Here is a 26,473-nt window from a genome sequence, read left to right on the forward strand (position 1 = left end):
TTTCTGTCGTGGTCCGTTGTCAGTCGAGCGAGGGTCCCGCCGGAGGTCCGTCGTGGGAGCCGGTCAGCCGCACGAGAGGATCTTGTCGGCGAACTCCGTCTTGAGCTGCGCGGTCTTCTTCTGCCGTGCCTTGTCGTAGGTGGAGACGCTCGCCTTGTCGACGACGAACGAACCGGAGTCCACCTCCACCCCGGGATCGCGCACGGTGCACTGCTTCGTCTGCAGCAGCGCCAGGGCCCATGTCCCGATCTCGGCCTGACCGACCGGGTTCTGCACCACGGTGGCCGTGACCGTGCCCTGCTCGATGCCGCTCAGGATCTTGGCGTCGTCGTCGATGGCGATGACCTTCGCCTTCGACCCGGAGGTGCTGACGGCGTCGGCGGCGGCGACGGCCGGGTTGTAGGCGGTGGCGACGATGCCCGTGATCTTGTCGCCCTTGGCCGCCATCAGGTCGGACACCGCCTTCTGCGCGGTCTGCAGGTCCGTGTCGATGTCGGTGATGGTCTGCAGGAGCCGTACCTTGCCGTCCGTCTCCTTGACGGCCCGGGTGACCCCCTTGATGCGCAACTGGGTGTTGGCGTCGACGTTGTTGCCGGTCAGGTGGACCAGAGTGCCGCGGCCGCCCATGGCCTCGATCGCCGCCTTCGTGGCCTTGTGGGCGGCGAGTTCGACGTCCGTGGAGAGGCAGAAGTCGGCCTCGTCCTTGTCGCCGGCGGGGCAGGAACCCAGGGACGCCACGGGGAAGCCCTGCGATCTGAGGTCCGCGAAGGTCGAGTTGATGTCGGTGGGGGAGACACCGAACACTCCGAAGGAGTTGTAGCCGCGCGCCGCCAGCGTGGACAGCAGGTTGTTCTGCTTCTGCTGGTCCCACTCCGCCGTCTCGTCGAAGGTGACGGCCCCGAGGCCGTAGGTCTTGCGCGCGGTGGTGACCGTCGCCTTCCAGGGCTGGAAGTACGGGTGTGCGCCGCCGGGCACGAGGGCGACCTTGGTCCGGGAACCGTCCACGAGTTCGGCCCCGCCGCCGGTCCTTGCGTCCGGCGCGGCCTGACCGCCTGCCGGTGCACCCGAGTTCCTGTAGGTGCACGCCGCTGTCCCCGCGGCCAGCACCACGGCTGCGACAACTCCGGGCAGGACGGATCTGGTTGGGAAGCGCATGCCCCACCCCTGAGGAATCAGATAGGAAATCGATGCGGCGATCGTGGGGCAGGAACGCTGACGCGTCAAGACTTGCGGCGTAGGTCGGTGGCGTAAAGGGAGGTTTACGCTGGCATGTCGTGGCTCGTGCCGACTGTGGGGCGACCTCGGAGGGCGTAGTGCCTGCACTTCTCGGGAGGTCTGGACGACCGCAAAATCATATAGGAAACTGAAGAAGTCTTGCTGGGTAACAGCACGCGAGCTCTGGCCAAGGATTCCCCTCGGAGTTCCCAAGAACGGTTCAACGGCTGATCATGGTTCATCAATGCTCGTCCATGATTCGGCAACCCGAACGGAGGGGTGTCGAGTCGGACGTACGTTCCCGTTCGTGATCTCTGACCCAGCACCCCACAGAGCCGTCCGCCCTTCGCGGACGGCATCCGTCGCCCCGCTCTCCGGCGCGACATCTCCCGCCCGGCGCTCCCTCCTCCGCGCCGCGCTCACCGGCACCGCGGTCCTCGGCGCCGGCCTTGCCGTCGGCGCCGCACCCGCGGCCGCCGCACCCCTCACCGCCGCCGCGCGCAAGCGGCCCACCACCGCAGAAGAGGCCCTGCGGGAGCTGGCGGCGGGCAACCGCCGCTGGAGCACCTTCCGCCAGCAGCATCCCGACGAGTCCCCCGCCGTCCGGCAGTCGCTGACGACCGCTCAGCACCCCTTCGCCCTCCTGCTCGGATGCATCGACTCCCGGGTGCCCCCGGAGCTGGTCTTCGACCAGGGCCTCGGCGACCTGATGACGGTACGCAGCGCGGGCCAGGTCCTCGACGAGGCCGTGCTCGGCAGCCTCGCGTACGGGGTGCTCGAACTGGGGATCCCGCTGCTCATGGTGCTCGGCCACCAGTCGTGCGGGGCCGTGAAGGCCACGGTCCAGGCGGACGAGTCGGGCGAGGAACTGCCTGCCCACATCCAGTACCTGGCCGACCAGATCAGCCCGGCCATAGATCGCAGCCAGGAGGGTGACGCGCGCGTCGACGCGACGATCGACGCCAACATACGACTCATACGGTCACGGCTCGCGGCCGAGCCCGACCTCGCCGCCAAGGTGGACTCGGGTGAGCTGGCCATCGTCGGCGCCCGCTACGAGCTGACCACCCAGCGGGTGCACCGCATCGGCTGAACCACGTACACACGGGGGCGACCGCTGCGGACAGTTGCCGCGGTCGCCCCTCGTGCGCGGGTCAGCGGGCGGTGCTGAGCCAGGGCAGCGGATCCATGTACTGGCCGTCGAGGAGCACCTCGAAGTGCAGGTGGGGTCCCGTGGACAGGCCGGTGGAGCCGACGAGCCCGACCGCGGAGCCGGCGGTCACGGTCTGGCCCGTCGTGACCTGGAGGGCCGACAGATGACTGTAGGTCGTCTGCAGCCGCTTGCCACCGATCGTGCCGTGGTCGATCACCACACGGATGCCGTACGCCGTGGTCGTGCCCGCGAACTCGATCCGGCCGTCACGCGCCGCCGACACCTGAGCCCCTTGAGGTGCGCCGAAGTCGACTCCCGTGTGGAGCTTGGTGACCCCGGTGAGTGGATGCGTACGCGATCCGAAGGACGAGGTGACCGTGAGCGTGCTGACGGGCGGGGTCAGTACGGCGGCGGCGTTCTGACCGCCGTTCTGGTCGGGGGTCCGGCGGACGAGCGCGTCGTACCGCGGCAGCCGTGCCTTGACCTTGTTGAGGAACGTGCGTGCGTCGGCGGGCACGCGGCCCGCCCTCTTCACGCTGTCCGTCCCGGCCGTGTACGCGGCGAGCGTGAGGTCCACGAGGTTGCCGCTGACGGCTCCCTCGGTCCTGAGGTCGGTCACCTTCTCGGCGAGAGAGCAGTCCTGCCGGCCGAGGGCCATGATGGCGTCCTCCGTATCGCGCGGCGAGGAGCGGCCGTTGGCGTTGTCGTCCCGGCCCCAGGTCCGCCATTGGGCGTCCGTGAAGCCTGCGATTCCCTGCTGCGACAGGCTGGCGCCGTCATTGCTCCACCCGGAGAGCTGATCGATCTGGGCGGCGAGGAGGGCGGGGGTGACGACCGTGCAGGCATCGGCCGCCTTGCGCAGCCAAGGGACGTAGGAGGCGTCGACGTTGGCGACGGACGTCTGCGCCGGATCCGGCCCCTGGGACTGGTCGGGGGAGAGCCCGCCGGTCAGGGCCAGATACCCCGACACCCCGATCAGCGCCACCAGACTGGGCGCCACGATCAGGACGAACGGGCCGGGACCGCGGCGCCGCGGCCGTTGTTGCCCACTCAACGCCTCTTCGGTACCAGCTCGTTCGGCCGTTCCCGCCGCCTCGTCGACGACTGCCGTGCCTTCCCTCTCCTCGGTCACGTGCCGGGCTGGCCGCGCAGACGTGGTGAGGCTGGGAGTGGTCTCGAGGGAATGTTCATGCTCACATTCGGACGCTAACGGCCCCCCGACCGCACGTCACCGGCCATCGAGGCACATTGGCCTGCCCGAAGGGGCAGTTCTGCGAGGCTTGCCGCCGTGCTCCCGGGTCTGGGACGATCGCCGGCCCTGGGCCGCGGCAACAGATCGCGACAACGGGTCGCGGCAGTCAAGGAGGTCCGGTGCACAGACGGTGGCTGTTCATTGGGGTGGCCGGGGTGCTCATAGTCGCCTCATTGATCGTGGGGCTGCTTGTCGACCCCAAGGACGACACCGGGGACGCCGAGGCCAAGCCCGTCGCCGGTACCCAGGCGGATGTCCCGCCCGCGACGGTGTCTCCGACCGCGTCCGTCAGCGCGACCGAAGCATCGGCGAAACCGTCGGCCAAGAGGACGCCGCGGAAGAAGTCCCCCCGCGCGACCGCCACGTCGGCGAAGCCGTCGGCCGCGGACGCCCCGCGAACCGGGTCCGCCGCCGCGCCGCTGGCGGGACGCATACGGCCCGGTGCCACGTACCGGGGCACCGCCACGTTCTACGACTCGGACGGTACGGGCGCCTGCATGTACGACGCGAGCGGTGACGTCATGACCGGGGCGATGAACAGCACCGACTACGAAACCGCCAAGGCGTGCGGGGCGTACGTACTCGTCCGCGCGGCCAGCGGGGCCTCCATCACGGTTCGCATCACCAACGAGTGCCCGGGGGACTGCGCGCCCGGCCAGATCGACCTCAGCGCGGAGGCCTTCGCCGAACTCGCCCGGCCGTCGGCCGGCCAGATCCCCATCACCTGGACGCTGGCGAGCCCCGGCGCCGCCGACACGGTCTCCATCCGGTACAAGACCGGGTCCAGCCGCTACTGGTGCGGCATCCAGGTCATCGGGCACCGCAATCCGGTGGCCCGGCTCGAAGTACGCGCGGGCAGCGGCTGGCGTCAGCTGTCGCGCGCCGAATACAACTACTTCATCTCCGACGACGGCAGCGGGTGCGGCGGCGCGATCAGGGTCACGGACATCTTCGGAGAGCAACTCACGCTCACCGGGGTCGCGTTGACGGCGAACGCGGTGCAGTCGACCCGTGCCCAGTTCGCCGAGCGCTGATCCGGGCCGGCCCCTCGGCCACCCCGTTCACACGGACGGGGCTCGGGCGCCGACCAGCCAACTGGCCGCGGTGAAGCGGACTTCCGTGCCCTGGACAAAGGGATCGAAGGCGGCACGGACCGTTTCGACGACCCGCGCGCGGGTCTGCTCGTCCGCCTCGCCCAGGATCATCCCGACGGGACCGAACCGGGTGAAGTAGCGGATCAACTCGCTCTCGGGGAGCGTGCAGGTCACGTCCTTCGGCTGGATGTCGATCCCGGTCCAACCGGCCTCCGCCAGGATGCGCCGGACCCGGTCCGCGTCCGCGAAGGCGAACTGCCCCGGCTCGTCCGGCCGACGGGCGGGAAGGTTCGGAAGGAGCGGTGCCGCGGCGCGTTCGGCCGTCGTCATGAACGGATTCTCCGCCGGGCCGCGCCACGCGATGAACCGGAGCGCGGCCCCGCCCTTCGCGGCACGCCGCAGGTTCGCGAAAGCCCGGACGGAGTCGCTGAAGAACATGACGCCGAAGCGCGACATGACGGCGTCGAAGGTGGCGGGCTCGAACGCGTACTCCTGCGCGTCGGCGCGGATGAAGGACGCCGGTGCATCCGCCCGCTCGGCGCTCGCCCGGGCAGCGGTGATCATCGGCTCGGAAATGTCGACGCCGACGATGTGACCCCCCGCGCCGAGCCGCCGCGCCACAGCCAGCGTGGTGGTGCCGGTACCGCAGCCGACGTCGAGCACACGGCCGCCGGCGTCGAGCACATGGTCTCCGGTATCGAGCTCATGGCCTGCGCGTTCGGCGGACAGCGCTTCGACCAGGAGGTCCTCAAAGGGCTTGAGCACCCCGTCCACCAATGACTGGGCCTCGACCCAGGCATGGCCGGCCGGCCCGTTCCAACGGGTCGTCTGCACGTCATCGGTCCTGCGGGTGGCGTCCATGTTCGTCTCCTGTGCTTGCCTTCGACGGGCCTGGGTGAAAGCGTGCTACTTCAAGTCGACTTGAGGTCAAGAGAATGACAGACCTGGACATCTCCGAGGTGGCGCACCGCGCCGGGGTTCCCGCCTCGACACTGCGGTTCTACGAGGAGAAGGGGCTGATCACCCCGAACGGCAGACGGGGCCTGCGCCGTCAGTACGACCCCGGCGTACTGGAGCGCCTGGCGCTGATCGCGTTGGGGCGCACCGCCGGGTTCTCGCTCGACGAGATCGCGCGCATGATCGCGCCCGACGGGCAGCCGCGCATCGACCGGCAGATGCTCAGGGCCAAGGCGGAGGAACTGGACAGGACGATCCGTGAACTCGGCGTCCTGCGCGATTCCCTGCGGCACGCCGCCGCCTGCCCCGCGCCGAGCCATATGGAATGCCCCACCTTCCGCCGCATTCTCAAGGCCGCCGTGTCCGGCGTTGTCGCAGTCCCGAGGAAGCCGGCCTCGGGGCCACCGTGACCCCCGTACCCGGCGGAGGCAGCGCGAACACGCCGGGGCGCGACTTGTAGGCTGCGTCCCATGTCGGACGTTTCGCCCCGCCCCGAGCCGTTCGCGCCGCACACCGATCCCGCGGTGCTCGAGGACCTCCGTACGCGACTGCGCGCGACGCGCTGGCCGGACGCTCCCGAGGACGCCGGGTGGTCGCTCGGCACCGACATCGGCTACCTCCGCGAGCTGATCGCCCACTGGGCGGACGGGTTCGACTGGCCGGCGCAGGAGGCGGCGCTCGCCCGGCTGCCCCGCTTCCGCGTCCCGCTCGGCGGCCTGGGCATCCACTTCGTACACGCCCGGGCCGTCGCACCGACCGAGCCCGTCCTGCCGCTCGTCCTCAGCCACGGCTGGCCGGACTCGTTCTGGCGCTACACGAAGGTCATCCCGCTCCTCACCGATCCCGGCGCGCACGGCGCCGACCCCGCCGACGCGTTCGACGTGGTCGTTCCCGACGTGCCGGGCTTCGGGTACTCCGACCGCCCCACGGGCCCGCCGCTCGACTCCATCGCCGTCGCCGGACTGTGGGCCCAGCTCATGGGCGTCCTCGGTTACGAGCGGTTCGGTGCGGCGGGCGGGGACATCGGCAGTCATGTGAGCCGCTACCTCGCGCTCGACCACCCCGACCGGGTCGTGGCCGTCCACCGCATGGACGGGGGCCTGCCCGTCCTCACCGGCGACCCGGCGGATCTCACGCCCGGGGAACGCGCCTGGATGGAGGGCGTCGGGGCCTGGAGCGCGACCGAGGGCGCCTACGCAGCCATGCACCGCACAAAGCCCCAGACCGCCGCCGTCGGGCTCACCGACTCACCGGCCGGGCTCGCCGCGTGGATCGTCGAGAAGCTCCGGGCGTGGAGCGACTGCGACGGCGACGTCGAGCGGGCGTTCACCAAGGACGAGATCCTCACGAACGTCACGCTCTACTGGCTCACGGGGACGATCGGTTCGTCGATGCGCATGTACAACGCGAACGCGGCCATCCCGCCCGAGCAGCTCGCCCGCCGGGTCGAGGTGCCGTCCGGTTTCTCGCTCTTCCGCGGCGACGTCGTCCGTCCGCCGAGAGCGTGGCTCGAACGCACCACGAACGCCGTACGCGTGACCGAACCCCCGCGCGGCGGCCACTTCGCCCCGTTCGAGGAGCCCGAGCTGTACGCGGAAGAGCTGCGCGAGTTCTTCCGCCCGTTCCGGGCAGCAGCAGCAGCGGCGACGGAGACGGCAACGGGCTGAGGACAAGGCCGGCCGGGCGGAGACTGGCACACCGGCCTGCCCCTGTGCTCGGACAGGCCGTGGCCTCCCAAGAGGCCGGGGCCCAGCAGGCCAACCGGCCCACCAGCCCCGCCCAACGGCCTACCGCGCCCCCACCAGCACCTCCGCGGCGGCCACCCCGGAGGCGGCGGTGGCGCCATGGGTGAAGATCTGAACCGCCCCTGGAACAGCGGCACTCGGCAGGCCCATCTCCACGACGATCGCGTCGGGACGCGCCGCGATGAGGTCCGCGAGGGCACGGGCCATCCACTCGTGCCGGGAGGCGTCCCTGACGACGACGACCAGGGGGCGCCCGGCGGCCGGTTCGAGTGCGCAGGTCTTCAGGGCGCTCATGGCGGCGGTCCGTGAGTCCAGCTCCTGGTGCCGCACCCGGGCGGTGGTCGTGCCGGGCAGCCGCTCGCTCAGCGGGGCGGCGACACCCCAGGGGGTCTCCTTGCCGATGGCCAGGTTGGTGGTGGCCACGAACTCCACCACGTGCGGCGCGGCGGACAGGGGCAGGGCGTCCCGTGCCGCTCCGGCCAGCCGGATGGCGCGGCGGGCTGCCGTGAAGCCGATGTCGCTGCTGATCGCGTCGACGGTGTCGGCCTGGACCAGGCCGGCCGACCAGTCGGCGAACGCCCGTACGCGCCCGGCCGCTTCCTCCAGTCGCTCCCGGGCGAGGTCGCCGGAGGCCACGGCGTCGGCGAGAGCGCCGGCGAGGAGGCCGACGGTCGCCTCCTCGGCGCTCTCGCCGCCGACACAGACCGCGTCGGCACCGGCGGCGACCGCTTTCACCGTGGCACCGTCGATGCCGTAGCGGTCGGCGACGGCGCCCATCTCGATGGCGTCGGTGACGGTCATGCCGTCGAACCCGAGCTCCCCGCGGAGCAGTTCGCCGAGGATGCGTGGGCTGAGAGTGGCGGGCAGTTCGGGATCGTAGGCGGGCACCAGGAGGTGGCCGCTCATCACCGCGCGGACACCCGCGTCCAGGGCGGCCCGGAACGGCGGCAGGGCCTGGGCGGCGATCTCCTCGCGGTCGGCACCGTACGTGGGCAGGCCGTGGTGGGAGTCGACGGCGACGTCGCCGTGGCCGGGGAAGTGCTTGGCGCAGGCGGCGACCCCGGCCGACTGGAGCCCCCGGATCCACGCGGCGGTGTGCCGGGACACCACCTTCGGATCCACGCCGAAGGACCTGACCCCGATGATCGGGTTGTCGGGGTTGGAGTTGACGTCCGCACTGGGCGCGTAGTCGAGGCTCACGCCGATGGCGCGCAGCTGGCGGCCGAGGCCGGCGGCGACGGACTCGGTGAGCTCGGTGTCGTCGACGGTTCCGAGGGCGAAGTTGCCCGGCCGGGTGGAGCCGGTCGCGGACTCGATCCGGGTGACGTCGCCGGCCTCCTCGTCGATGGCGATGATCAACTCGGGGTTTTCCGCGCGGAGTTGACCAGTCAGCTGGGCAACCTGGTCGAGCGAGACGATGTTGCGGGAGAAGAGCACGACGGATGCCAGTCCGTCGCCGATCTCGCGCAGAACCCAGTCCGGTGCCTCGGTACCCACGAACCCCGGCTGCAGGACGGAGAGCGCCAGCCGCCGCAACTCCTTGCTGTGCTTGCTGGAGACCATCGAGTGCGTTCGCCTTTCGGGTAGGGCCCGCGCGTCGGTGCCGCCGATGACAGCGCATCGACACCACGACACAGCTTGGTACAGACCAATGAGTCTCCGCTCAGGCTAGCGGCTCGTGTCAAGAGGCGGGTCGGGTCGCCGTGCGTGCATTCCCCCGGGGCTGTTGTGCCAGGTGAACCGCATTCCGAGTGTCATCAACCGGGCTTCGGTGCAGGCGATTTGAGTGCGACACGCAGTCAACGACCATGTTTGACAGGGCGGTTGGTCTAGTCCAGGTTAGTGGCACGCGAGTTCGAGGGGGCTGGCGCGGCGCCCGATGCAGTGACCCTGCAGGCCGGGCCGTCTCTCTCTTCATGCCGTGCGACGTGCGCTGCTTTCGGCGTCGTCGTGCAGCGCCGGTGCGTGTCCGGAAGCGAGCTGCGCAGACCGCCGCCCGTCCGGATCCACGCGATTCACGTGCCGCGAGCCACCGGTGACCGCGTTCTTCGTCCCCGTCGACATGTCCGTCGACGGGGAACCCCGAGGTCCGGAGCACTGCATGCCCATGCCTGACGACTATCTCCATCGAGCAGCATCTCGCGTCCCCTACTTCAGTTCGGACGGCGAGACCTATCTGGCGCAGACCCCGCTGCGCGACCTCAAGAAGACCGTCCCGCTCAGGGTGCTGTCCGAGGAAGACCTGGCCTTATGGCAGACCTACGGCTATGTCGTGGTGAAGCAGGCCATCCCCGTCTCGGCGGCCCGCAGCCTGCTGGACTTCACCTGGGACTTCCAGGGACTCGACCCCGAGCGTCCGGACACCTGGTACGAGGACCGCGAGTACCGCTCGGACCTGGACCGTGACCTGCACATCTACGGGTTCGTCGAGGCCTACCAGCACCAACTCCTCTGGGACAGCCGCCAGGCGCAGCGGGTCTACGACGCGTTCGTCGACGTATGGGACTGCGAAGAGCTGTGGGTGACCCTCGACCGGCTCAACCTCAACCCGCCCAACGTCAGGAACCGCGACCGGGCCCTCATCCCGAGCACGGACGAGGGCTTCGACATCGAGCTGCACTGGGACGTCGACACCACGCTCGGCATACCGCCGCAGCGGGTCCAGGGGATCATCGCGCTCAACGACACCAGCCCGGAACTCGGCGGCTTCCAGTGCTGCCCCGAGCTGTTCCGGCAGCTGGACCGGTGGAAGGCACTCCAACCGGACGACCGTGACCCGATCCGCCCCAGGATCGACAAGGCCGAATTCCCCGTCGTACGACCGGAACTGGAGGCCGGCGACCTGCTGATCTTCAACGGCCTCCTGGCGCACGGAGTGGCACCCAACACCTCCACCCGCAACGGCGTACGGGCGGTGCAGTACCTGTCGATGATGCCGGCGCTGGAGACCCACCAGACCCTCAGGGACTCACGGGTCGACTCGTGGCGCACCCTCAGCACACCGGACTGGAACGCGACCCTGCTCGGCGACGCCGTGCGGCACGAGTCCCTGCGGTACGGCAGGGCCGAACTCAGCGACCTGGGTGCCAAGTTGCTCGGTCTCGCGTCCTGGAACGGTCCGGAACTGAACGAGCCGGTCGGAGAAGCGGCATGCGCAGAATATGTCTGACCCTTCCCACCAACAGGCCGTGTTCCGCGACGATCGAGGCCATCGGTGAGGAAGCGGCCTACGCGGCCGAGCACTTCGACACCGAGGTGCACCTGCTGATCCTGGACTCCTGCGACGCACCCGCCTACGCGGAACACGCCGAGACCGTGCGCCGCCTCCCCGTCGGCCCGCGGATCGTCGTACACCACCTCGACGAGGCGGGGCAGCGGGACTTCCTCCAGCGGGCGATCGGCCGGACCGCAGCCACGAAGCCCGACCTCCTGCTGGAACTGATGCTCCCCGCGGGACTCTCCTACGGCGCCTGCACCAACCGGGCGTTCCTCATCGGCGCCGCGCTCGGCTGCGAGTCCGTGCACCGCAGGGACTCCGACAGCCGGTACCAGGTCGTGGACGGCGAGACGGTCTTCCCCATCCATCACGAACTCACCTCGCTCGGCCGACGCGCGGCCGACGCCGCGCACGACGTCACCGAGAACGCGCTCGCCGCACAGCACGCGGACAAGCGGGTCTCGATGGTGGGCAGCTCCTTCGTGGGCGAACTCTCCGTCGACATCGGCGAGATCCTCCGGATCGACCCCGACGTCTACTACGACCTGGTCAGCCTGTGGGCACCCGCCCACTGGTCGGGCGAGCAGAAGAGGGAACTCGTCGACGAGTCCTTCCGCGGCGCGGGCACGGACCCGTTCGTCCGGGACCACTCGACACTGGCCCTGGTCGACCCCATGCGCGTGGACATGTGCAACATCGGCTTCCACGGGGTGCACGAACATGTGCCGCTGCCACCGGCCACCGACACCATCGGCAGCGACTACTTCCTGATCCATCTGGTCCACGACGCCGCGCTGCCCGGTGTGCTGCACAACCGGAACATCGTGAACTTCTACACCGGCGAACGCAGAACGGACGCGGGCTTCACGGCGTACCAGATGCGCTACGTCAAGTTCCTGCTGTCGATGCTCTACTTCAACGTCGTCTACGACGGGATGGCCGAGGCCGGACCGGAGTTGACCGACGAGCGGGGACAGGTGCGCGCGTCCGTCGTCGCCCGGCTGGTGAGCGAGAGCACGCGACTCGACCGCACCGAGAACATCCAGCGGCTGGACGCCCTCGACACGGCGTACCGGAAACTGGGCGGCGCCTACGCCGAGTTCGCCGACCTCCTGGCCACGCGCCGTGAACGGCTCCTCGACGAGGCCCGCAGCGACATGGAGGACTTCGCCCTCCTGACCGAGGCATGGGGCCCATTGGTGCGCGCGGCCAGGCTCACCCCCGTACACACCTCACCGGGGCGGCCGGGGTGAGGGCGGCCACGACGCGCAAGTCAACGACACCTGAGCCGGCGACACATGAGTCCGCGGCCCTGCTCGCCGCGCTGGCGGCCGCCGACGAGGACCGGATCGTCTTCGACCTGACCGGAATCGAGGACCGCTACGACACGCTGCGGCGCGAACTGCCCGGAGTCCTCGTGCGATTCGCGATGAAGGCCTGTCCGGTGGACGAGGTGCTCGCGTGCCTGGCGGCCAGAGGCGCCGGCGTGGACGGGGCGAGCCCGCGCGAACTGGAGCAGGCGCTGCGGGCGGGGGTGCCGCTCGACCGCATGCACTACGGCAACACCGTCAAGTCCGACCGCGACATCGCCGACGCCCATCGCCTCGGCGTCAGGGACTTCGCGACCGACAGCCTGGAGGACGTGGCGGCCATCGCCGCCCATGCCCCGGGCGCCCGGGTGTTCTGCAGACTGACGACCAGCGGTGAAGGGGCGCTCTGGGGCCTCAGCAACAAGTTCGGCTGCTCGCCCGCCGACGCCGTACAGGTGCTTGAGGCGGCACGGGCACAGGGCCTGACACCGTCGGGCCTGTCCGTGCACGTCGGGTCCCAGCAGATGACGGCCGACGCCTGGCACAGTGCCGTCGAGTCCCTGGCGGACGTCCTGACCGCCCTCGGCCGGCGCGGGATGACCCTGGACCATGTCAACCTCGGCGGCGGTCTCCCGGCACTCGGATACCTCGACAGGTTCGGCATGCCCCTGGATCCGCCGATGGACAAGATCTTCGCCGTGATCCGCGAGGGAATGCGGTACCTGAAGGGCGTCCACGGCGACCACCTCCGGTTCGTCATGGAGCCGGGGCGTCATCTCGTCGCCGACCAGGGAGCCATCCGGGCCCATGTCTCCCGGCTCGCCGAGAGGCGGGGACCGGACGGCGAGCGGCAGCACTGGCTCTATCTGAGCTGCGGCAAGTTCAACGGGCTCTACGAGATGGACGCGTTGCAGTACCGGCTCGTCTTTCCCACACACCCCGACGCCGAGTGCGTTCCCGCCGTCGTGGCGGGTCCCACCTGCGACAGCGACGATGCCTACCTCCATGAACACGCTGGCCTCGTCTACGTACCCAAGGACCTGGCGTCGGGCGATCCGGTCTGGGTGATGTCCAGCGGTGCCTACGCGATCAGTTACATGACCCAGGGCTTCAACGGTTTCGATCCGCTCCCCTACACCTGGACGAGGGTGGGCCGCCCGTGAGCGACGTCGTACACATACGCCACATCACCGAGGCCGACTGGGACGGCATCGTGGCGATCGAGTCCCGCGCCTACACCGGACTCGGCCTGTCGGAGGGCCGCGCGGCGCTTCGGTCACGGGCGGAGATCTCGCCGAGTACGTGCTTCGTCCTGGACGTCGGGTCCGGGCCGGCCGGCTACCTGCTGGCACTGCCCTATCCGGCCTTCGAGTACCCGGACCTGGAACGGACCGAGGAGGCGGTCGCGCCGCACCCCGCGCCCGCACCGCGCAATCTCCACTTGCACGACATCGTTGTCGAGGAGGGGCTTCGCGGCAGGGGACTGGGGCAGCGCCTTCTCCACCACTTCACCCTGACGGCCCGCTCGCGCGGGTACGAACGGATCTCGCTGATCGCCGTCGGCCGCAGCGACACGTTCTGGTCGGCCCGCGGCTACACCGCCCACCCGGGAATCTCGCCCGGTGGCTACGGCGCGAACGCCGTCTACATGTCCAAGGCGGTGCCGACCGACCCAGGTGCACAGCCCGAGCCGACCGGCGTGGTGCCGCGCGGCCCCTCCGTCCCCACGAAGCGAGCTGATGCGCGTGTCCCGTGTCCATGACCCCTTCCTCCGCAGCCAGTTGGCGATCGCCGCACTGTTCTGCTCCCTCGGCTTCCAGTACGCCACCTGGGCCGCGCGCATCCCCGCCATCAAGACGGACCTCGGCCTGACCGCGGCCGAGGTGGGTGTGCTGCTGATGGCGGCGGGGATCGGCGCGGTGGCGTCGTTCCCCTTGGTCCCGGTGCTCATGAAACGGCTGGGTTCGGCACGGCTCGCCCTCCTGTCGTCCCTCTGTCTGACCCTCCTGCTCCTGGCGCTGGCCGTGGCGCCCAACTATCCGGTCGCGCTGCTCGTCATGGGCGTCGACGGCGTCTTCGTGGGATGCCTGAACGTCGCCATGAACGCGCAGGGCGCTGCCCTTGAGGCACGGCACGAACGCAACACCATGGCCAGACTGCACGCGACCTTCAGCGGTGGTTCGCTGCTCGCCGCGCTCATCGCCTCCGGCATGAACGCGGCGACCTCCTCGGTCGTGGCGCACTTCGGCGTGGCGGCCGTGATCCTCGTCCTGCTGACCGCCGCCGCACGCCCAGGTCTTCTCTCCGAGGACGCGCCTGCCGAGGAGAAGGCGCAGAAGACCCGCGGCAGATGGAACCTTCCGTCCCGTATGACGCTGTGGATGTGCTGCGCCATGGCGTTCGGCACCGTGACCGAGGGCGCCATGACCGACTGGTCCGCCCTCTACATGAAGGACGTGGCCAAGGCATCGGCGGAACTGGCACCCATGGGCATCGCCGTCGTCTCGGGAATGATGGTGGTGGCCCGCCTCTTCGCCGACGGCTGGCGCAGCCGGTGGGGCGACGGACGGGTCGTCCTCCTCGGCAGCGCGCTGGCCGCGGCAGGGCTGGCCTTCGCCCTGGTGAGCGGGGGAGTGGTGCCCGCCCTCATCGGATTCGCCTGCGTCGGACTGGGCTGCGCCGCCGTGACCCCGTGCGTGTACGTGGCCGCCGCCAAACAGGGCTCGGACGCGCTGGCCCTCGTCGCCGCCACGGGTACGACGGGCCTGCTGGCGGGCCCGCCGTTCATCGGCTTCGTGGCGAACGCCAGCAGCCTGGTGTGGGGGCTGGGGGTGGTCGCGGCCGCGGCGGTCGTGGTGTCCCTGTGCAGCACCCGGATCCGCTGGACACCGGTCAGCAGCTGACCCGTCACGCCGGTCGTCGATTCCGTCATGGGCAGGTCCCGTCGGCAGTGCTGCCACGTGACCTGCCCCCTCGCACGTGCCCGGGAAGACCCGGGAAGAGTCGTTCTCCGCTTACGGGGAACCTGGAGACGAATGGAGCACAACGACACGAACACGAACTCATACGACCAAGGAGTCCCGCCCGTCGTGACCGTCCCTGAAGAGAACCGTCGCAAGACCGCGAACAGTGACCCGGTGCCGGAGCGGCCCGAGGGCGCGAGCGGACTCACCGGTCTGGAGCGGGCGCTGGAGCGCTTCGGAGCGTCGCTGCTCGCGCAGTTCCGCCACAAGGAACCGGTCGAACTGGTTGCCGCCCTGCGCAGGGAGTGCGACGACCACGCCGTCGTGTGCAGTGAGAGCCTGGTCGTCGTCCCCAACGCCTACGGCGTCGAACTGCCCGAGCCCGTCCATCAGGAACTGGAGCGGAACGGCGGTCGCGTCGACCAGGTGCTCACCGAGAGCCTGCTCCGGCACGGCGAGGACCGGGGCTACGCCTGGGCCGGACCACTCGCGGTGCATGTCACCAAGTCACCCTCCGTGCCGAACGGCCGCTACCGGGTGACGAGCAGCGTGATGCGGCACGTACGGGCCGGCGAGTTCCACAACTGAGCCGGGCCCGAGGTGTTCGACCCGAGCGGGCAGGCGCGAGGTGTCCGGCTGCAGGAGTCCGGCCCGAGGTGTCCGCCCGTCAGTTCGTGAGCGTGACGCAGGGCAGGCCCACGCTCGCGCCGCCGCGGAAACCCTCCGCGCACAGCCGGGTGCCCGCGGGGAAGTGGCGCTGGGGGTATGCCTGGTCCCGGTAGGTCCTGAACGCGGAGACGTCCTCCACCTTGGTGTTGGCGCCCCAGCCGTTGGTGGTCCAGACACGGGCGCTGATGCGGTGCGGCTGGTTGGTGTTGGTGACCGAGACCTCGACCCTGCCCAGGTAGGTGCCCGTGTCGTACGTCTCGATGCAGACGGAGTGGTTGCACCACTTGCCGTCCGCCGCCGCGGGCGGCCCCGCGACGATGACACAGCCGAGTGCCGCGGCAAGGGTTCCGATCCCCGCAGTGATCTTCTTGGTGATGCAGCGCATGTGAAGCGACCTCACACAGTCTTCCGGGTCCGACGGAGCGTCGGCCAGACCAACGAGGGGCTTGATCATGAGTTACGTGCCCCTACCCGAGACCCCTGCCTCGCTCGGTCTGCGAGGTCAGTGACCCGGCAGCCATTCGCTGAGCGCGTCGATGAGGCGGTCCAGCGCGGGCTGGTCGGCGGAGCGGTCCGTCATGACCGTGCGGCCGTTGAACTGCAGCGCGTACTGGAACATGTCGGCCGCCCCCGTGTCGATCGTGAACTCGGGGACATCGGCGAGCGCCGGATCGCCGAGCAGCGTGCGCAGTTCAGTGAACTGGGCCGCGCTCGTACGGCGCACCTCGGGGTCGCCCTTGTCGTCGGCGAGGACGGTGCCGTCGCCCCGGAGAACCACCTTCTGATTGATCCCCGCGAAGCCGCCGGTGACCGTCATGGTCACCAGCTTCTGCTTGGGCCCGGTGACGGGCACCGGCGACGGGCTTTTCGAAGCCGAAGCGGACGCCGAAGCCGGAGCCGACTTGGAAGGGGAGGGCGTGGGTGAGACCGGCGGCGAGGCGGACGAAGGAGACGCGGTGCTGACCGCCGTACCCGCCGTGCCTGCCGTTCCCGCCGCGTCCGGCGACTCCTCCGAACCGCCGTCCGACCCCGACGTGCAGCCGGTCAGTCCCAGTACCCCGACCGCGATCACCGACGCCGCCATCGCGGCCGTACGCCCTCGGAACATCGTGCCCCCGCCCGTCACCGTCGACCGACTCAACCGGACTGTGAGTACCACGGAACCGCAATCGTCATGTCCGGTGCCATGCTGTCAGTTCCGCGCTGCCTCATGGAGGTCTTCATGCCCGAGCCGTCCATCCTCGCCTCGCTGGTGTCCGCGCTGCGGAGCGGGGCGATCGAAGTCGTCGACCTGACGGCGCCGTTGTCGTCGTCGACACCGGTACTCCAGTTGCCGCCCGAGTTCGGCCAGACGGCGGTGTTCGAACTGGATGAGATCAGCAGGTACGACGACCGGGGGCCGGCCTGGTACTGGAACAACTTCCGCAGCGGCGAGCACACCGGCACCCACTTCGACGCCCCGAACCACTGGGTGACCGGGAAGGACCTGGCCGACGTGGCGTCCGTACCAGTGAACCGGCTGGTCGCGCCCGCCGCCGTGCTGGACTTCACCGCGGAGGCGCGGGAGAACCCGGACTTCCTCGTGGAGGTCGACCATGTGAAGGCGTGGGAGGCGGAGCACGGGCCGCTGCCCGACGGCGGCTGGCTGTTGGTGCGCACCGGCTGGGACGAGCGCTCGTATGCGCAGGAGCCGTTCCTGAACGCGGACGAGAACGGCCCGCACACTCCTGGCCTGTCGGCGGAGTGCGCTCGTTGGGTGGCTGAGGAGTCGCCCGTCATCGGCCTCGGGGTCGAGACGGTGGGCACCGACGCGGGTGGGGCGCACTCGTTCGACCCGGTCTTCCCGTGTCACTCGTACCTCATGGGCAGCGACAAGTACGGGCTGACCCAGTTGCAGAACCTGGCGGTGCTGCCCGCGACCGGCTCCGTCGTCGTCGCGGGGCCGCTGCCGATCGTCACGGGGTCCGGGTCCCCCGCGCGGGTGCTCGCCTTGGTGGAACGTTCGTGAAGGTCGCCGAGGCCGTCGGACGGGCGCTGTACGCGGCCGGGGTCGGTCAGGTCTTCGGCGTGGTCGGCTCGGGCAACTTCCATCTCACCAACGCCATGGTCGCGGCGGGTTCGCGGTTCGTGGCCGCACGTCATGAAGGCGGCGCGGCGACCATGGCCGACGCGTACTCCCGGATGAGCGGAACGGTGGCCGCGCTGAGCGTTCATCAGGGCCCCGGCCTGACGAACGCCATGACCGGGATCGCCGAGGCGGCCAAGAGCCGTACGCCGCTGCTCGTGCTGGCGGCCGAGGTGACCGAGCCGCGATCCAACTTCTACGTCGACCAGGAGGCGTTGGCGCGATCGGTGGGCGCGGTCACGGCGCGCGTGACGTCGGCGGAGGACGCCGTCACCGAAGCCCTCGACGCCGTTCGGCGAGCCGTGTGCGAGCGGCGGACCGTACTGCTCAACCTCCCGCTGGGCGTACAGGCCCTCGACGTATCCGCTGCACCCGACGTACCCGGCGACGCGTCGGCCCTTGCCGTCGTGCCGCCCGAACGGGCCCCGCTGGAGCCGGAGTCCGCCGATGTGGAGGCCCTGGCGCGGGTGCTGGAGAAGTCCCGGCGGCCGGTCTTCGTGGCCGGCCGGGGAGCGCGCTCGCCCGGCGCCCGGGACGCCCTGGCGGCGCTCGCCGAGCACCATGGCGCGCTGCTTGCGACCTCGGCCGTCGCACGCGGCCTGTTCCAGGGCGATCCCTGGTCGCTCGACGTGTCCGGAGGCTTCGCGTCACCCCTGGCCGCCGAACTGATCCGGGAAGCCGACCTGATCGTCGGCTGGGGCTGCGCGCTGAACATGTGGACCATGCGGCACGGCCGGCTGATCGGCCCGGACACCACCGTCGTACAGATCGACGACGACGCCTCGGCCCTCGGCGCGCACCGGGAGGTGCACCTCGGAGTCACCGGGGACGTGGAGCTAACGGCTCGACGCACGCTGGAGACGGGCGACGGGAGCCTGCAGGCCCAACAACCGCAACACACCCAACAACCGCAACACACCCAACAACCGCAACACACCCAACAACCGCAACAGACACACCAAGGGCAGCAGGCACAGCAAGGGCAACAGGCCCGCCAGGGCTTTCGGACCGCCGACATCGGCGCGGCCATCGCCGCCCGCGTGCGCTGGCGGGACGTGCCGTACGAGGACACGAGCAGCCGCGAGCGCATCGACCCGCGCACACTGAGCATCGCGCTCGACGACATCCTCCCCGCGGAGCGGGTGATCGGCGTGGACTCCGGCAACTTCATGGGCTACCCGAGCATGTACCTGTCGGTGCCGGACGAGAACGGCCTGTGCTTCACCCAGGCGTTCCAGTCGATCGGCCTGGGCCTCGCGACCGCGATCGGCGCGGCACTGGCACGGCCGGACCGGCTTCCCGTGGCCGCGCTCGGCGACGGCGGCGCGATGATGGGCGCCGCGGAGTTCGACACCGTACGCAGGCTCGGGCTGCCCATGGTGGTGGTCGTCTACAACGACGATGCCTACGGGGCGGAGGTGCACCACTTCGGGCCGGACGGACATCCGCTGGACACCGTCGAGTTCCCGCCGACGGACATCGCCGCCGTGGCGCGCGGCTACGGCTTCGAGGCCGTGACCGTACACGAGCGGGCGGATCTGAAGGCCGTCGAGGACTGGCTAGCCGGGCCACGCACCGCGCCCCTGCTCATCGACGCCAAGGTGGTCGCGGACCGGGGAGCCTGGTGGCTGGAGGAGGCGTTCCGCGGACATTGAACGACGCCCGGCGGCCGCCGGGCGAGGCCACGGTCCGCCTCCGCGGTATCGGCGTGGCCGGGCAGCGGTGTCGCTCCTCGCGGGCCGCCCGGCCACACCGATCCGGTTACGGCAGTCCCCAGGGCTCTCCCGGCTCGCTGGGACTGACCGGGGCGATGACGAGATCGGGGCGCTTGCCCGCGTACAACAACACCTCGCGTCCCTTGGCCAGTTCGACGGTGAGGGTGCCGTCGTCCGCCGTGTGGGTACGGGCCGGTCTGCCGTCGTCCAGGACCGCGGTCACCCGCCCGCCGGTCAGACCGTGCCGCAGGCGCAGCGGCTCGCCCGCCAGACTCCGCACGCGTACGAAGCGGGTGACGCCGTCGCTGCGGACCGCGCTGACCAGGAAGGCTCCCTGGGTGCGGAAGTCGTGCAGGGTGACATCGGCCCAGGAGTCGGGCACGGCGGGAAAGACCCGGATGACACCGTCCCAGCTCTGGCAGAGCATGTCGTGCAGGGACTGGGACGCCGACAGCGGAGTCTCGATGACCGGCCCGGCCTCCGTGTAGTGGGTGTTGGCCCGGCACGGATAGCGCGTGCTGGTGTCGAAGAACTTCTTCAAGTACGAGAGTGCCGTGTCGCCGCGGCCCATCATCGCGTACAGCGAGGCGGCGCCCGTATAGCTGTAGCCGCGGTGGGAGCCGGTCAGCGCGTGCCAGTGGACGACCGACTTCTCGATCAGCTCGCGCTGCTCGGGCTGGTCCCAGTTCACGAGATACAGCGGATAGACCATCAGCAGGTGCGAGTAGTGGCGGTGGGACTGTGCGTACGGCGTGTCCGCGCCGATCATGTAGCCGTTGGCGTCCACCGGATACGGCGTCAGCCTGGCCAGCACCTCCTGCCAGCGCGGCACGAGCGGGTCGTCGACGCCCAGGCGCTCGGACGCCTCCAGCAGAGTGCCGCAGCCCCAACGGATCAGCGCCAGATCGTAGTTGGTGTCCTTCGGGGGGACCACCGGATACTCCGGGGACAGCGTCGATGGCAGATGCAGCTTGCCGTCGTCGCCCGGCTGGAGGAAGTGCAGGTAGTAGTTGATCGCGCGGCGCAGCAGCGGGTACACCGTGTCGCGCAGCAGGTCCTCGTCCATGCTGTGGCGGTAGCTCAGCCATACGTTGTGCAGGGCCCAGGTCAGATTGCCCGCCTCGCCCCCGCTGCCCGGCACGGGGACGCCGCGGTTGGCGAACATGTCGGAACTGCGGCCGACTCCGGCGCTGTCCGCCCGGTACGCGGCGGGCACGTTCGCGATCAGCTGCTCCTGGTTCTGCCTCAGGGTGCTGGCGAGCGAGTCGAGTTCCAGGTGGTTGGAGCCGTGGATGAGCCAGTACTCCAGCTGGATGTTGAGGTTCCACCACACGGCGGGCCAGGGAGTGGGTTCGAGCCAGGGCCCACAGGTGGCCATCGGCGGGCCGCCCTCGCGGCTGGCCGACGCGATCTTGTAGAGCTGGATCCAGTGGAAGCTCTGCAGCCGTTGGTCGGGGATCGAGACGAAGCTCCGGCGGTAGAACGCGTGCCACCAGCGGGTGTGCTGCCTGCGGAGCGTTGCGTAGGGAGCCGCACGCTGGATCTTCCTGAGCGAGGCCTCCCCGGCCCGGGTGTCCGAGGGATGGCTGTGGGCCACGTTGAGCAGCAGGGTGTCGCCTGAGCGGCGGTAGGCGGTCGCGGTCTGGCCGCCGCCGACGAGCGGCTGGAGCACCTGCTCGACGTCACCGGTGGTGCGCGTGGTCCAGGGCGGGTTGGCGACGTAGCCCGTCGGCGGTGCCTCGCTGATCTTCCTGGGGCTGATGGCCTCCTCGGGGTGGAACGTCCAGCGGACCTCCTCGTCGCCGTCGGCCGTCACGCGTGCGGCGAGGACTCCGTCGTGGATGAGGGCGGAGAGCGTCAGGGTGCCCTTGTCGGTGGTGACGGTGCCGGTGAGTTCGGCGTTCCACAGGCTCAGGCGCCAGTCGACCGCGCCGATGGTGCCGACCGGATCGAGGGTCAGATGTCCCACGGGCAGCCGACACGTGCCCCAGCCGCTGCCGAACTCGGGCCGGTGGTCCTGTACTTCGCCGTGCTGGACGGTGAAGCGGACGCTGTTGGCGCCCGGCTCCTTGTAGACCATGCTGCCCAGCCGGCCGTCACCGAGGAACGGTCCCTCGTGCCACAGGGTGGGCATCCTGTGCCACACCAGGTCCTGCCCACGCAGGAAGTCGGTCCACGCGCCGTCCGAGCCCATGCGGTTGCGGAGCTTCCAACGGCCGTCGGCGGAACCGGCCGTGAGGTCCTCGCCGACGGCGTCCGGGACTTGGGCCGGTGCCGCCTCGGCGACCGAGGGCAGTGCGGCGGCCGCCGTACCGCCCAGTACCGAACCGAGCACAACTCTTCTAGAGGTCATGTGCGGTGCCTCCAAGATGCGACACGGTTCACCGAGTCCAGTACGTGAGGTTGCGGAAGCGTGCCTCGGCCCGGCCGCTGCCGTGGTGGTAGACGCCGTTCTTGAAGTGGCGGGTGGCGGGTCCCCGGTCCCTGGTCGTCAGGACCAGCTCGTCGTCGAAGTAGACGTTGACGCCGCCACCGGTGGCGTTGTGTTCGAGCTTGACGTTGAACCACGTGTTGTAGGCGTTCGTCCTGAGAACCGTGCTGTCGTACGCCCTCACCGTGCCGCCGCTCGCGCTGTAGGCGTTGAGCATGAAGTCCGTCGCCGGTGTGCCCGACGGGTGGATCACACGGAGGATCTGCACGAAGGTCGCGCCGTTCGTGCCGGACGGGAGGTACACGTCCGCGTCCCACATGTGCTGGCCGGACGTGTACTCCTGCCTCCAGCGCATCTCGGTGCGCGGGTCGGTGGAGCTGCCCTGCGACATGGGCTCATCGGTGTCGTACACCCACATGCGGTGGACGCCGCCGCTGTTGCTGTACCGGTCGGCCAGGTCGAGGTTCCACGGCTTCTGCATGCCGTACGTGAACGCGGTCCTGTTCCAGCCGTCCGTGGGCGACGCGGCAGAGGTGGCAGCGGAGGCGGCGGAAGCGGCGGAGGACGTCGACGGGGTCGTGGCCCAGGCGGCGCCTCCGGCGAGTAAGCCTCCGGCGGCGAGAACGGTACGTCTCGATGGGCTTGATGGGGGCATGCCAATCCAATCCTCGAAGCGGTACGCGTGATGCGAACGAGCGATACGAGCGATTCATCGGATCTATTGCCTGTCGAAGGGTAGAACTGGCTGCCTGGAGCGTCAATGATGGTGATGAGGCAAAAATAGATCCGATGTGCGGGGTCAGTGTTCGGTCGTTGAACCGGGGCGGAGGCGGCGCAGTGCACGGATCAGCAGCGGGGGCAGCAGTGCGCACTGCACGGCGACCGCGGCCCAGAAGAGACCGGGACACCCCGAGCGCTCGGCCAGTCCATAGCCCTCGCCTCCCGCGATGCCGCTGGCGAACGCGCCGATTCCGGCGGCCAGCCGCTGGTGGCCGAAGACGACGGCGGGGGAGCGGGGAGACCGGGCCAGGGCTTCGAGGTCGTTCTTGAGGAAGAGCACGATCTCGCCGAGGCAGATGAGCAGGGCTCCGGCCAGCAGGGCGGCGGGGCGGCCGAGAGCGAGCGTGGCCATGCCGGCGGCCAGCGCGGCGAATCCGACTCGCAGGGCACGGGCATACGGCATGCGGGCTATCCAGTCCGACAGGAGCGGCTGGGCCACCACCAGGAGCACGGCGTAGAGGGCGAGGACCAGGCCGTAGAACTCGGTCGAGGTCCGGGGCACGGCGTACACCGCGAGGTAGTGCTGGAAGAACATGAAGACGTACAGGCTCAGGACGGTGACCGCGAAAGGCAGGACCGGCAGCCCGGCGAACGGCTTCTCCCGGCGGCGGGACGGATGTTGGGCCTCGACGCCTTCTTCTGTGTGCCCGCTGTCCGCTGTGTGCCCGGCTTCCTTTGGCTGTCCGGCTTCCTTCGGTGTCCTGGGTTCCTGCGGTCGTTCCGGCTCTTCCGGGTGGTGGTCGGGGGCCTCCACAGGCAGTAGCGCGTGGCCCACGGTGATGGCCGCGAACAGCACGGCGACCGCGGTGAAGAGTCCCGCGGAGGCGCTGAGTACGAAGGGGGCGGCGGCGATCGGACCCAGCGCGATACCGGCGTTGAGGGCGGAGCCGCTCGCAGACAGCAGCAGCGGGCGCCGCTCGTCCGCGACGCGGTGCACCAAGTACGCCTTGTTGGCGGGCAGATAGAGCGCGGCACCGCAGGAGACGAGGAACAGCGCGCTGACGGCAGCGGCGGGATGGCCGAGCCCCGGCACGAAGCCGGCGAATCCCGCCGTACGGATCACCAGGGCGAGCAGCATGGTGCGTTGCAGCCCTATGCGCTCGGCGACCACCGCCCCCAAGACACCACCGGCGAACTGCACGAACGAGGCGATGGCGAGCACCACGCCGACGGCGCCGAGCCCCATCCCCAACTGCTCGTGCAGCAGCACCGACATGAAGGGCAGCACCGCGAAGCTGCCCAGCGGGATGAGGAACGATCCGGCCAGCAGAAAGTACTGCGGGCCGCTCAGACCGGCCAGCCCTTTGAGGCCTTCCCGCCCGGTGAGCCGTGCCGGGCGGGACCGCAGTCGGCCCGGCGGCTCGGCCGACGGCGTCACCCCTCGTCGTCGGCCGCGACGACCGGACGTACGCTCCCGGCCGCGCTGAGCGCCCGGTGCAGGGCCAGTTCGGCCGTCGCGGCCTCGGCCAGCACGATCCCCGTACAGCCTCGCTGATCGCCCAGGTGCTCAACACGCCGTCCCGGCACGGCGGTTGGGTACCACTCGGGTGAGCCGGGGAAGGCGGACAGCGTGTCGAGGCCGGTCCAGCCGGTGAGCGTGCCGCGCCGGTCCGGGTAGACGAGCACGAAGCCGGTGGCCGGTCCCGAGGAGGCGTCGACTGGGCTGTCCAGCAGTGCGGGGCGGCGGCCGAGAGCCGTGTCGACCATGGCCTCGTAGACATTGGTGCCCAACGCACGGCACAGCGCCTCGCCTACCAGGGCACCGCCGATACGGCGGTTGATCTCGACCAGTTCCGGCCCCTCGGTGGTGAGGACGAACTCCACGTGCGCGAAGCCCGTGTCATGGCCGGCGGTCACCAGTACACGCCCCACCCAGTCCTGGAGCAGACCGAGTTCGGGATCCGGGAAGGCCACGGGGAACGCCGCCGCCTCCTCCCGGACGGACGGCTCGGGGGACATCTGGCGGCTGAGCACGCCCAGCAGCCTCGTCTCGCCCTCCCAACTGAGGGTCTCCGCGCTGTAGACGGGGCCGGAGAAGAAGGGCTCCGCGAACAGCCGCCCGGCGAAGGGGCGTTGGGCGGCCTCGGCGAGGGCGGCGTGCAGCTGCCGCTCGTCGCGTACCGGCCACACATTGCGGGAGGAGGTGCCCGCCGAGTCCTTGAGGACGGCGGGCAGCCCGATCTCGCGGAGGATCTCGGCGGCTGCGGAGGAGGTAGGAGAGGTATGGGTGGAGCCGTCGGAGCCGTCGGAGCCGTCGGAGCCGTCGGAGCTATTGGAGCCAATGGGGACGGTCATGGCTCCGCCGCGGCTCAGGCCGCGCTCATGGAGGAGCGTGCGCACTCGGCCCTTGTCGCGCAGCAGCCGGACCGAGGCCGGGTCAGGCCCGGGGAGGCCGAGTTTGGCGGCCAGGTCGGCGCCCGGAACGCTCCAGGTGTCGGTCGAGTTGACGAGCCCTCGCAGGTCGGGCACCGCGGCCAGCGCGGCGGCGCACGCGGACTCGTCGAACGTGTCGACGTCGACGATGTCGAGTGCGGCGAGCGCTTCGGGCGTGAGGTGGGCGAGTTCGTGGCGGTAGACGGCCCGGTCGCCGGTGAGCAGACACAGCCGGTGCCCGGCGCCGTCGGCCGCCTCCGCCAGGCGGCCCAGTCCGAAGGTGAGTGCTTCCAGGGCGGCGATGGTCACGATGCCCGGTCCTCCTTGTTCGTCGCGGCGGCCGAGATGTCAGCCGAGACCTGAGTCGGTACGTCAGCCGATACGGCGGTCGATGTGGCGGCCGGCGCGGCGAGTGGCACCGGAACCTGTCCGGGCGCGGCGAGCGGCGCCGGTACCTGTGCGGGCGCGGCGGTCCCGCGTACGTCGTAGCGCCGTCGTTCCCACGCCATCACCGACCAGGGCGGGGCGAGGTCGGCGAGGCCCGTGATCTGGTGGGGCTTGAGGACGCTCGGGTCGAGGGCCTCCTGGTGGCGGGCGAAGACGCGCTCGGTGTAGCGGTGTCCGGTGTCGGCGCCGATCACCACGTGCACCCGCTCCGGGTGGCGCGCGGCCTCCCAGCCGGCGACGAGGTGGGCGGCGCCGGTGGACAGGCCGGCGAACACGGCGTGTTCCCGCAGCAGGCCGACGGCGCCGGCCATGGCATGGCGGAAGTCGAGCCAGTGCAGCGTGTCGTAGAGGTCGTGGCGGACGTTGTCGAACGGGATCGAGCTGCCGATGCCCGCGATGATCGCCTCTGGGTCAGTGAACCCGTCGCTGCCGAAGGTGACGCTGCCGAAGGGCTGCACCCCCAACAGCCGTACGGCCCGGCCGCGTTCGCGCAGCGGATCCACGAGACCGCCGGTGGACGATCCCGTGCCCACGGCACCCACGACGGTGAGCGGGGTGTCGGGCAGCGCACGGTCGACCAGGTCGGCGAACTCGCGGTAGCCGGTGTAGTGGACGGCGTCGTGGTACTGGCGCATCCAGTGCAGACCGGGCCGGTCGGCCAGCAGCTGCCGCACCCGGCGCACCCGCCGCTCCTGGTCGAGCCGCAGGTCCTGCGAGGGCGGCATCTGGTCCACGGTCGCCCCGAGGATCTCCAGTTGGGCACGCATCGCGGCGTCGACGGTGGTGGAGGCGACGATGTGACAGTTCAGCCCGTACCGGTGACACGCCATCGCCAGGGCCAGCGCGTAGATACCGCTGGAACTGTCGACGAGGGTCTGGCCCGGCTTGACGGTCCCGCGCTCCAGCAGGGTGCGGACCGCGCCGAGGGCGGCGTAGACCTTCAGGGTCTCGAAGCGGGCCAGCACCACGTTGTCGGACAGCCGCAGCAGGTCGGGGGCCTTCATCGCGTCGGTGATGTGCTCGTGGA

General features: G+C 70.3%; 23 protein-coding genes. 12 read left to right on the plus strand and 11 right to left on the minus strand.

What is annotated here, in order from left to right; genetic code table 11:
• Positions 1-63: 63 nt before the first annotated feature.
• Positions 64-1,155: a substrate-binding domain-containing protein gene (locus tag JEQ17_RS42465; protein WP_200400230.1), complete on the minus strand. Its 1,092-nt coding sequence runs from the start codon at positions 1,153-1,155 to the stop codon at positions 64-66.
• Positions 1,156-1,522: 367 nt separating this feature from the next.
• On the opposite strand from JEQ17_RS42465, the gene JEQ17_RS42470 reads away from it, so the two are divergent.
• Positions 1,523-2,308, plus strand: coding sequence for a carbonic anhydrase (locus JEQ17_RS42470; RefSeq protein WP_234048571.1), 786 nt, complete (start codon positions 1,523-1,525; stop codon positions 2,306-2,308).
• 61 nt (positions 2,309-2,369) lie between these two features.
• On the opposite strand, the gene JEQ17_RS42475 is transcribed toward JEQ17_RS42470, so the two are convergent.
• The gene (locus JEQ17_RS42475) at positions 2,370-3,500 is read right to left on the minus strand and encodes a peptidoglycan DD-metalloendopeptidase family protein (RefSeq protein WP_200400232.1); all 1,131 of its coding nucleotides are present in this window, start codon (positions 3,498-3,500) and stop codon (positions 2,370-2,372) included.
• A gap of 239 nt (positions 3,501-3,739) precedes the next feature.
• On the opposite strand from JEQ17_RS42475, the gene JEQ17_RS42480 reads away from it, so the two are divergent.
• A complete protein-coding gene (locus JEQ17_RS42480) occupies positions 3,740-4,654 on the plus strand; it encodes an expansin EXLX1 family cellulose-binding protein (RefSeq protein ID WP_200400233.1) in 915 nt (304 codons plus the stop codon).
• Between the two features lie 27 nt (positions 4,655-4,681).
• On the opposite strand, the gene JEQ17_RS42485 is transcribed toward JEQ17_RS42480, so the two are convergent.
• The gene (locus tag JEQ17_RS42485) at positions 4,682-5,575 is read right to left on the minus strand and encodes a class I SAM-dependent methyltransferase (RefSeq protein WP_200400234.1); all 894 of its coding nucleotides are present in this window, start codon (positions 5,573-5,575) and stop codon (positions 4,682-4,684) included.
• A gap of 74 nt (positions 5,576-5,649) precedes the next feature.
• On the opposite strand from JEQ17_RS42485, the gene JEQ17_RS42490 reads away from it, so the two are divergent.
• Together JEQ17_RS42490 and JEQ17_RS42495 are read left to right on the plus strand one after the other, a co-directional pair.
• A complete protein-coding gene (locus JEQ17_RS42490) occupies positions 5,650-6,081 on the plus strand; it encodes a helix-turn-helix domain-containing protein (protein WP_200400235.1) in 432 nt (143 codons plus the stop codon).
• A 60-nt stretch (positions 6,082-6,141) separates the two neighbouring features.
• Positions 6,142-7,338, plus strand: coding sequence for an epoxide hydrolase family protein (locus JEQ17_RS42495; protein ID WP_200400236.1), 1,197 nt, complete (start codon positions 6,142-6,144; stop codon positions 7,336-7,338).
• Between the two features lie 120 nt (positions 7,339-7,458).
• Here the strand turns inward: JEQ17_RS42495 and JEQ17_RS42500 are convergent, their stop codons facing one another.
• Positions 7,459-8,979, minus strand: a complete 1,521-nt coding sequence (locus JEQ17_RS42500; protein ID WP_200400237.1) for a glycoside hydrolase family 3 protein — start codon at positions 8,977-8,979, stop codon at positions 7,459-7,461.
• A 538-nt stretch (positions 8,980-9,517) separates the two neighbouring features.
• On the opposite strand from JEQ17_RS42500, the gene JEQ17_RS42505 reads away from it, so the two are divergent.
• The 6 genes from JEQ17_RS42505 to JEQ17_RS42530 all read left to right on the plus strand — a co-directional run bounded on the left by JEQ17_RS42505 (position 9,518) and on the right by JEQ17_RS42530 (position 15,494).
• Positions 9,518-10,585, plus strand: coding sequence for a phytanoyl-CoA dioxygenase family protein (locus tag JEQ17_RS42505; protein ID WP_200400238.1), 1,068 nt, complete (start codon positions 9,518-9,520; stop codon positions 10,583-10,585).
• The gene (locus JEQ17_RS42510; protein ID WP_200400239.1) at positions 10,567-11,886 is read left to right on the plus strand and encodes a DUF6271 family protein; all 1,320 of its coding nucleotides are present in this window, start codon (positions 10,567-10,569) and stop codon (positions 11,884-11,886) included. The genes JEQ17_RS42505 and JEQ17_RS42510 overlap by 19 nt, the downstream gene beginning before the upstream one ends.
• Positions 11,820-13,106 carry a type III PLP-dependent enzyme gene (locus tag JEQ17_RS42515; RefSeq protein ID WP_200400240.1) on the plus strand — a complete coding sequence of 429 codons (1,287 nt, stop codon included), beginning with the start codon at positions 11,820-11,822 and terminating at the stop codon, positions 13,104-13,106. The genes JEQ17_RS42510 and JEQ17_RS42515 overlap by 67 nt, the downstream gene beginning before the upstream one ends.
• Complete coding sequence (locus JEQ17_RS42520) at positions 13,103-13,705, plus strand: GNAT family N-acetyltransferase (protein ID WP_200400241.1); 603 nt, start codon at positions 13,103-13,105, stop codon at positions 13,703-13,705. The genes JEQ17_RS42515 and JEQ17_RS42520 overlap by 4 nt, the downstream gene beginning before the upstream one ends.
• The gene (locus JEQ17_RS42525) at positions 13,683-14,846 is read left to right on the plus strand and encodes an MFS transporter (RefSeq protein ID WP_200400242.1); all 1,164 of its coding nucleotides are present in this window, start codon (positions 13,683-13,685) and stop codon (positions 14,844-14,846) included. The genes JEQ17_RS42520 and JEQ17_RS42525 overlap by 23 nt, the downstream gene beginning before the upstream one ends.
• A 234-nt stretch (positions 14,847-15,080) precedes the next feature.
• Entirely contained in the window at positions 15,081-15,494 is a 414-nt protein-coding gene (locus tag JEQ17_RS42530) for a DUF3662 domain-containing protein (RefSeq protein WP_407700173.1), read from the plus strand.
• 79 nt (positions 15,495-15,573) lie between these two features.
• On the opposite strand, the gene JEQ17_RS42535 is transcribed toward JEQ17_RS42530, so the two are convergent.
• Positions 15,574-15,960: a hypothetical protein gene (locus tag JEQ17_RS42535; protein WP_200400244.1), complete on the minus strand. Its 387-nt coding sequence runs from the start codon at positions 15,958-15,960 to the stop codon at positions 15,574-15,576.
• 117 nt (positions 15,961-16,077) lie between these two features.
• Positions 16,078-16,683, minus strand: a complete 606-nt coding sequence (locus JEQ17_RS42540) for a hypothetical protein (RefSeq protein WP_200400245.1) — start codon at positions 16,681-16,683, stop codon at positions 16,078-16,080.
• 114 nt (positions 16,684-16,797) lie between these two features.
• Here JEQ17_RS42540 and JEQ17_RS42545 point away from each other — a divergent pair, with 114 nt between their 5' ends.
• Both JEQ17_RS42545 and JEQ17_RS42550 read left to right on the plus strand, forming a co-directional pair.
• On the plus strand, positions 16,798-17,583 hold the full coding sequence (locus JEQ17_RS42545) for a cyclase family protein (protein WP_200400246.1): 786 nt from the start codon (positions 16,798-16,800) through the stop codon (positions 17,581-17,583).
• A complete protein-coding gene (locus JEQ17_RS42550; protein ID WP_200400247.1) occupies positions 17,580-19,355 on the plus strand; it encodes a thiamine pyrophosphate-binding protein in 1,776 nt (591 codons plus the stop codon). Before JEQ17_RS42545 ends, JEQ17_RS42550 begins: the two co-directional genes overlap by 4 nt.
• Before the next feature lie 106 nt (positions 19,356-19,461).
• On the opposite strand, the gene JEQ17_RS42555 is transcribed toward JEQ17_RS42550, so the two are convergent.
• From JEQ17_RS42555 to JEQ17_RS42575, 5 genes are all read right to left on the minus strand, one after another.
• The gene (locus JEQ17_RS42555; RefSeq protein WP_200400248.1) at positions 19,462-21,768 is read right to left on the minus strand and encodes a glycosyl hydrolase family 95 catalytic domain-containing protein; all 2,307 of its coding nucleotides are present in this window, start codon (positions 21,766-21,768) and stop codon (positions 19,462-19,464) included.
• A 28-nt stretch (positions 21,769-21,796) separates the two neighbouring features.
• Complete coding sequence (locus tag JEQ17_RS42560; protein WP_200400249.1) at positions 21,797-22,501, minus strand: polysaccharide lyase family 7 protein; 705 nt, start codon at positions 22,499-22,501, stop codon at positions 21,797-21,799.
• A gap of 144 nt (positions 22,502-22,645) precedes the next feature.
• A complete protein-coding gene (locus tag JEQ17_RS42565) occupies positions 22,646-24,004 on the minus strand; it encodes an MFS transporter (RefSeq protein WP_200400250.1) in 1,359 nt (452 codons plus the stop codon).
• Positions 24,001-25,308: an ATP-grasp domain-containing protein gene (locus tag JEQ17_RS42570; protein WP_200400251.1), complete on the minus strand. Its 1,308-nt coding sequence runs from the start codon at positions 25,306-25,308 to the stop codon at positions 24,001-24,003. Before JEQ17_RS42570 ends, JEQ17_RS42565 begins: the two co-directional genes overlap by 4 nt.
• Positions 25,305-26,450, minus strand: a complete 1,146-nt coding sequence (locus JEQ17_RS42575) for a pyridoxal-phosphate dependent enzyme (RefSeq protein WP_200402007.1) — start codon at positions 26,448-26,450, stop codon at positions 25,305-25,307. Before JEQ17_RS42575 ends, JEQ17_RS42570 begins: the two co-directional genes overlap by 4 nt.
• Positions 26,451-26,473: the final 23 nt, after the last annotated feature.

The organism is Streptomyces liliifuscus, from assembly GCF_016598615.1.
GTDB lineage: Bacteria > Actinomycetota > Actinomycetes > Streptomycetales > Streptomycetaceae > Streptomyces > Streptomyces liliifuscus.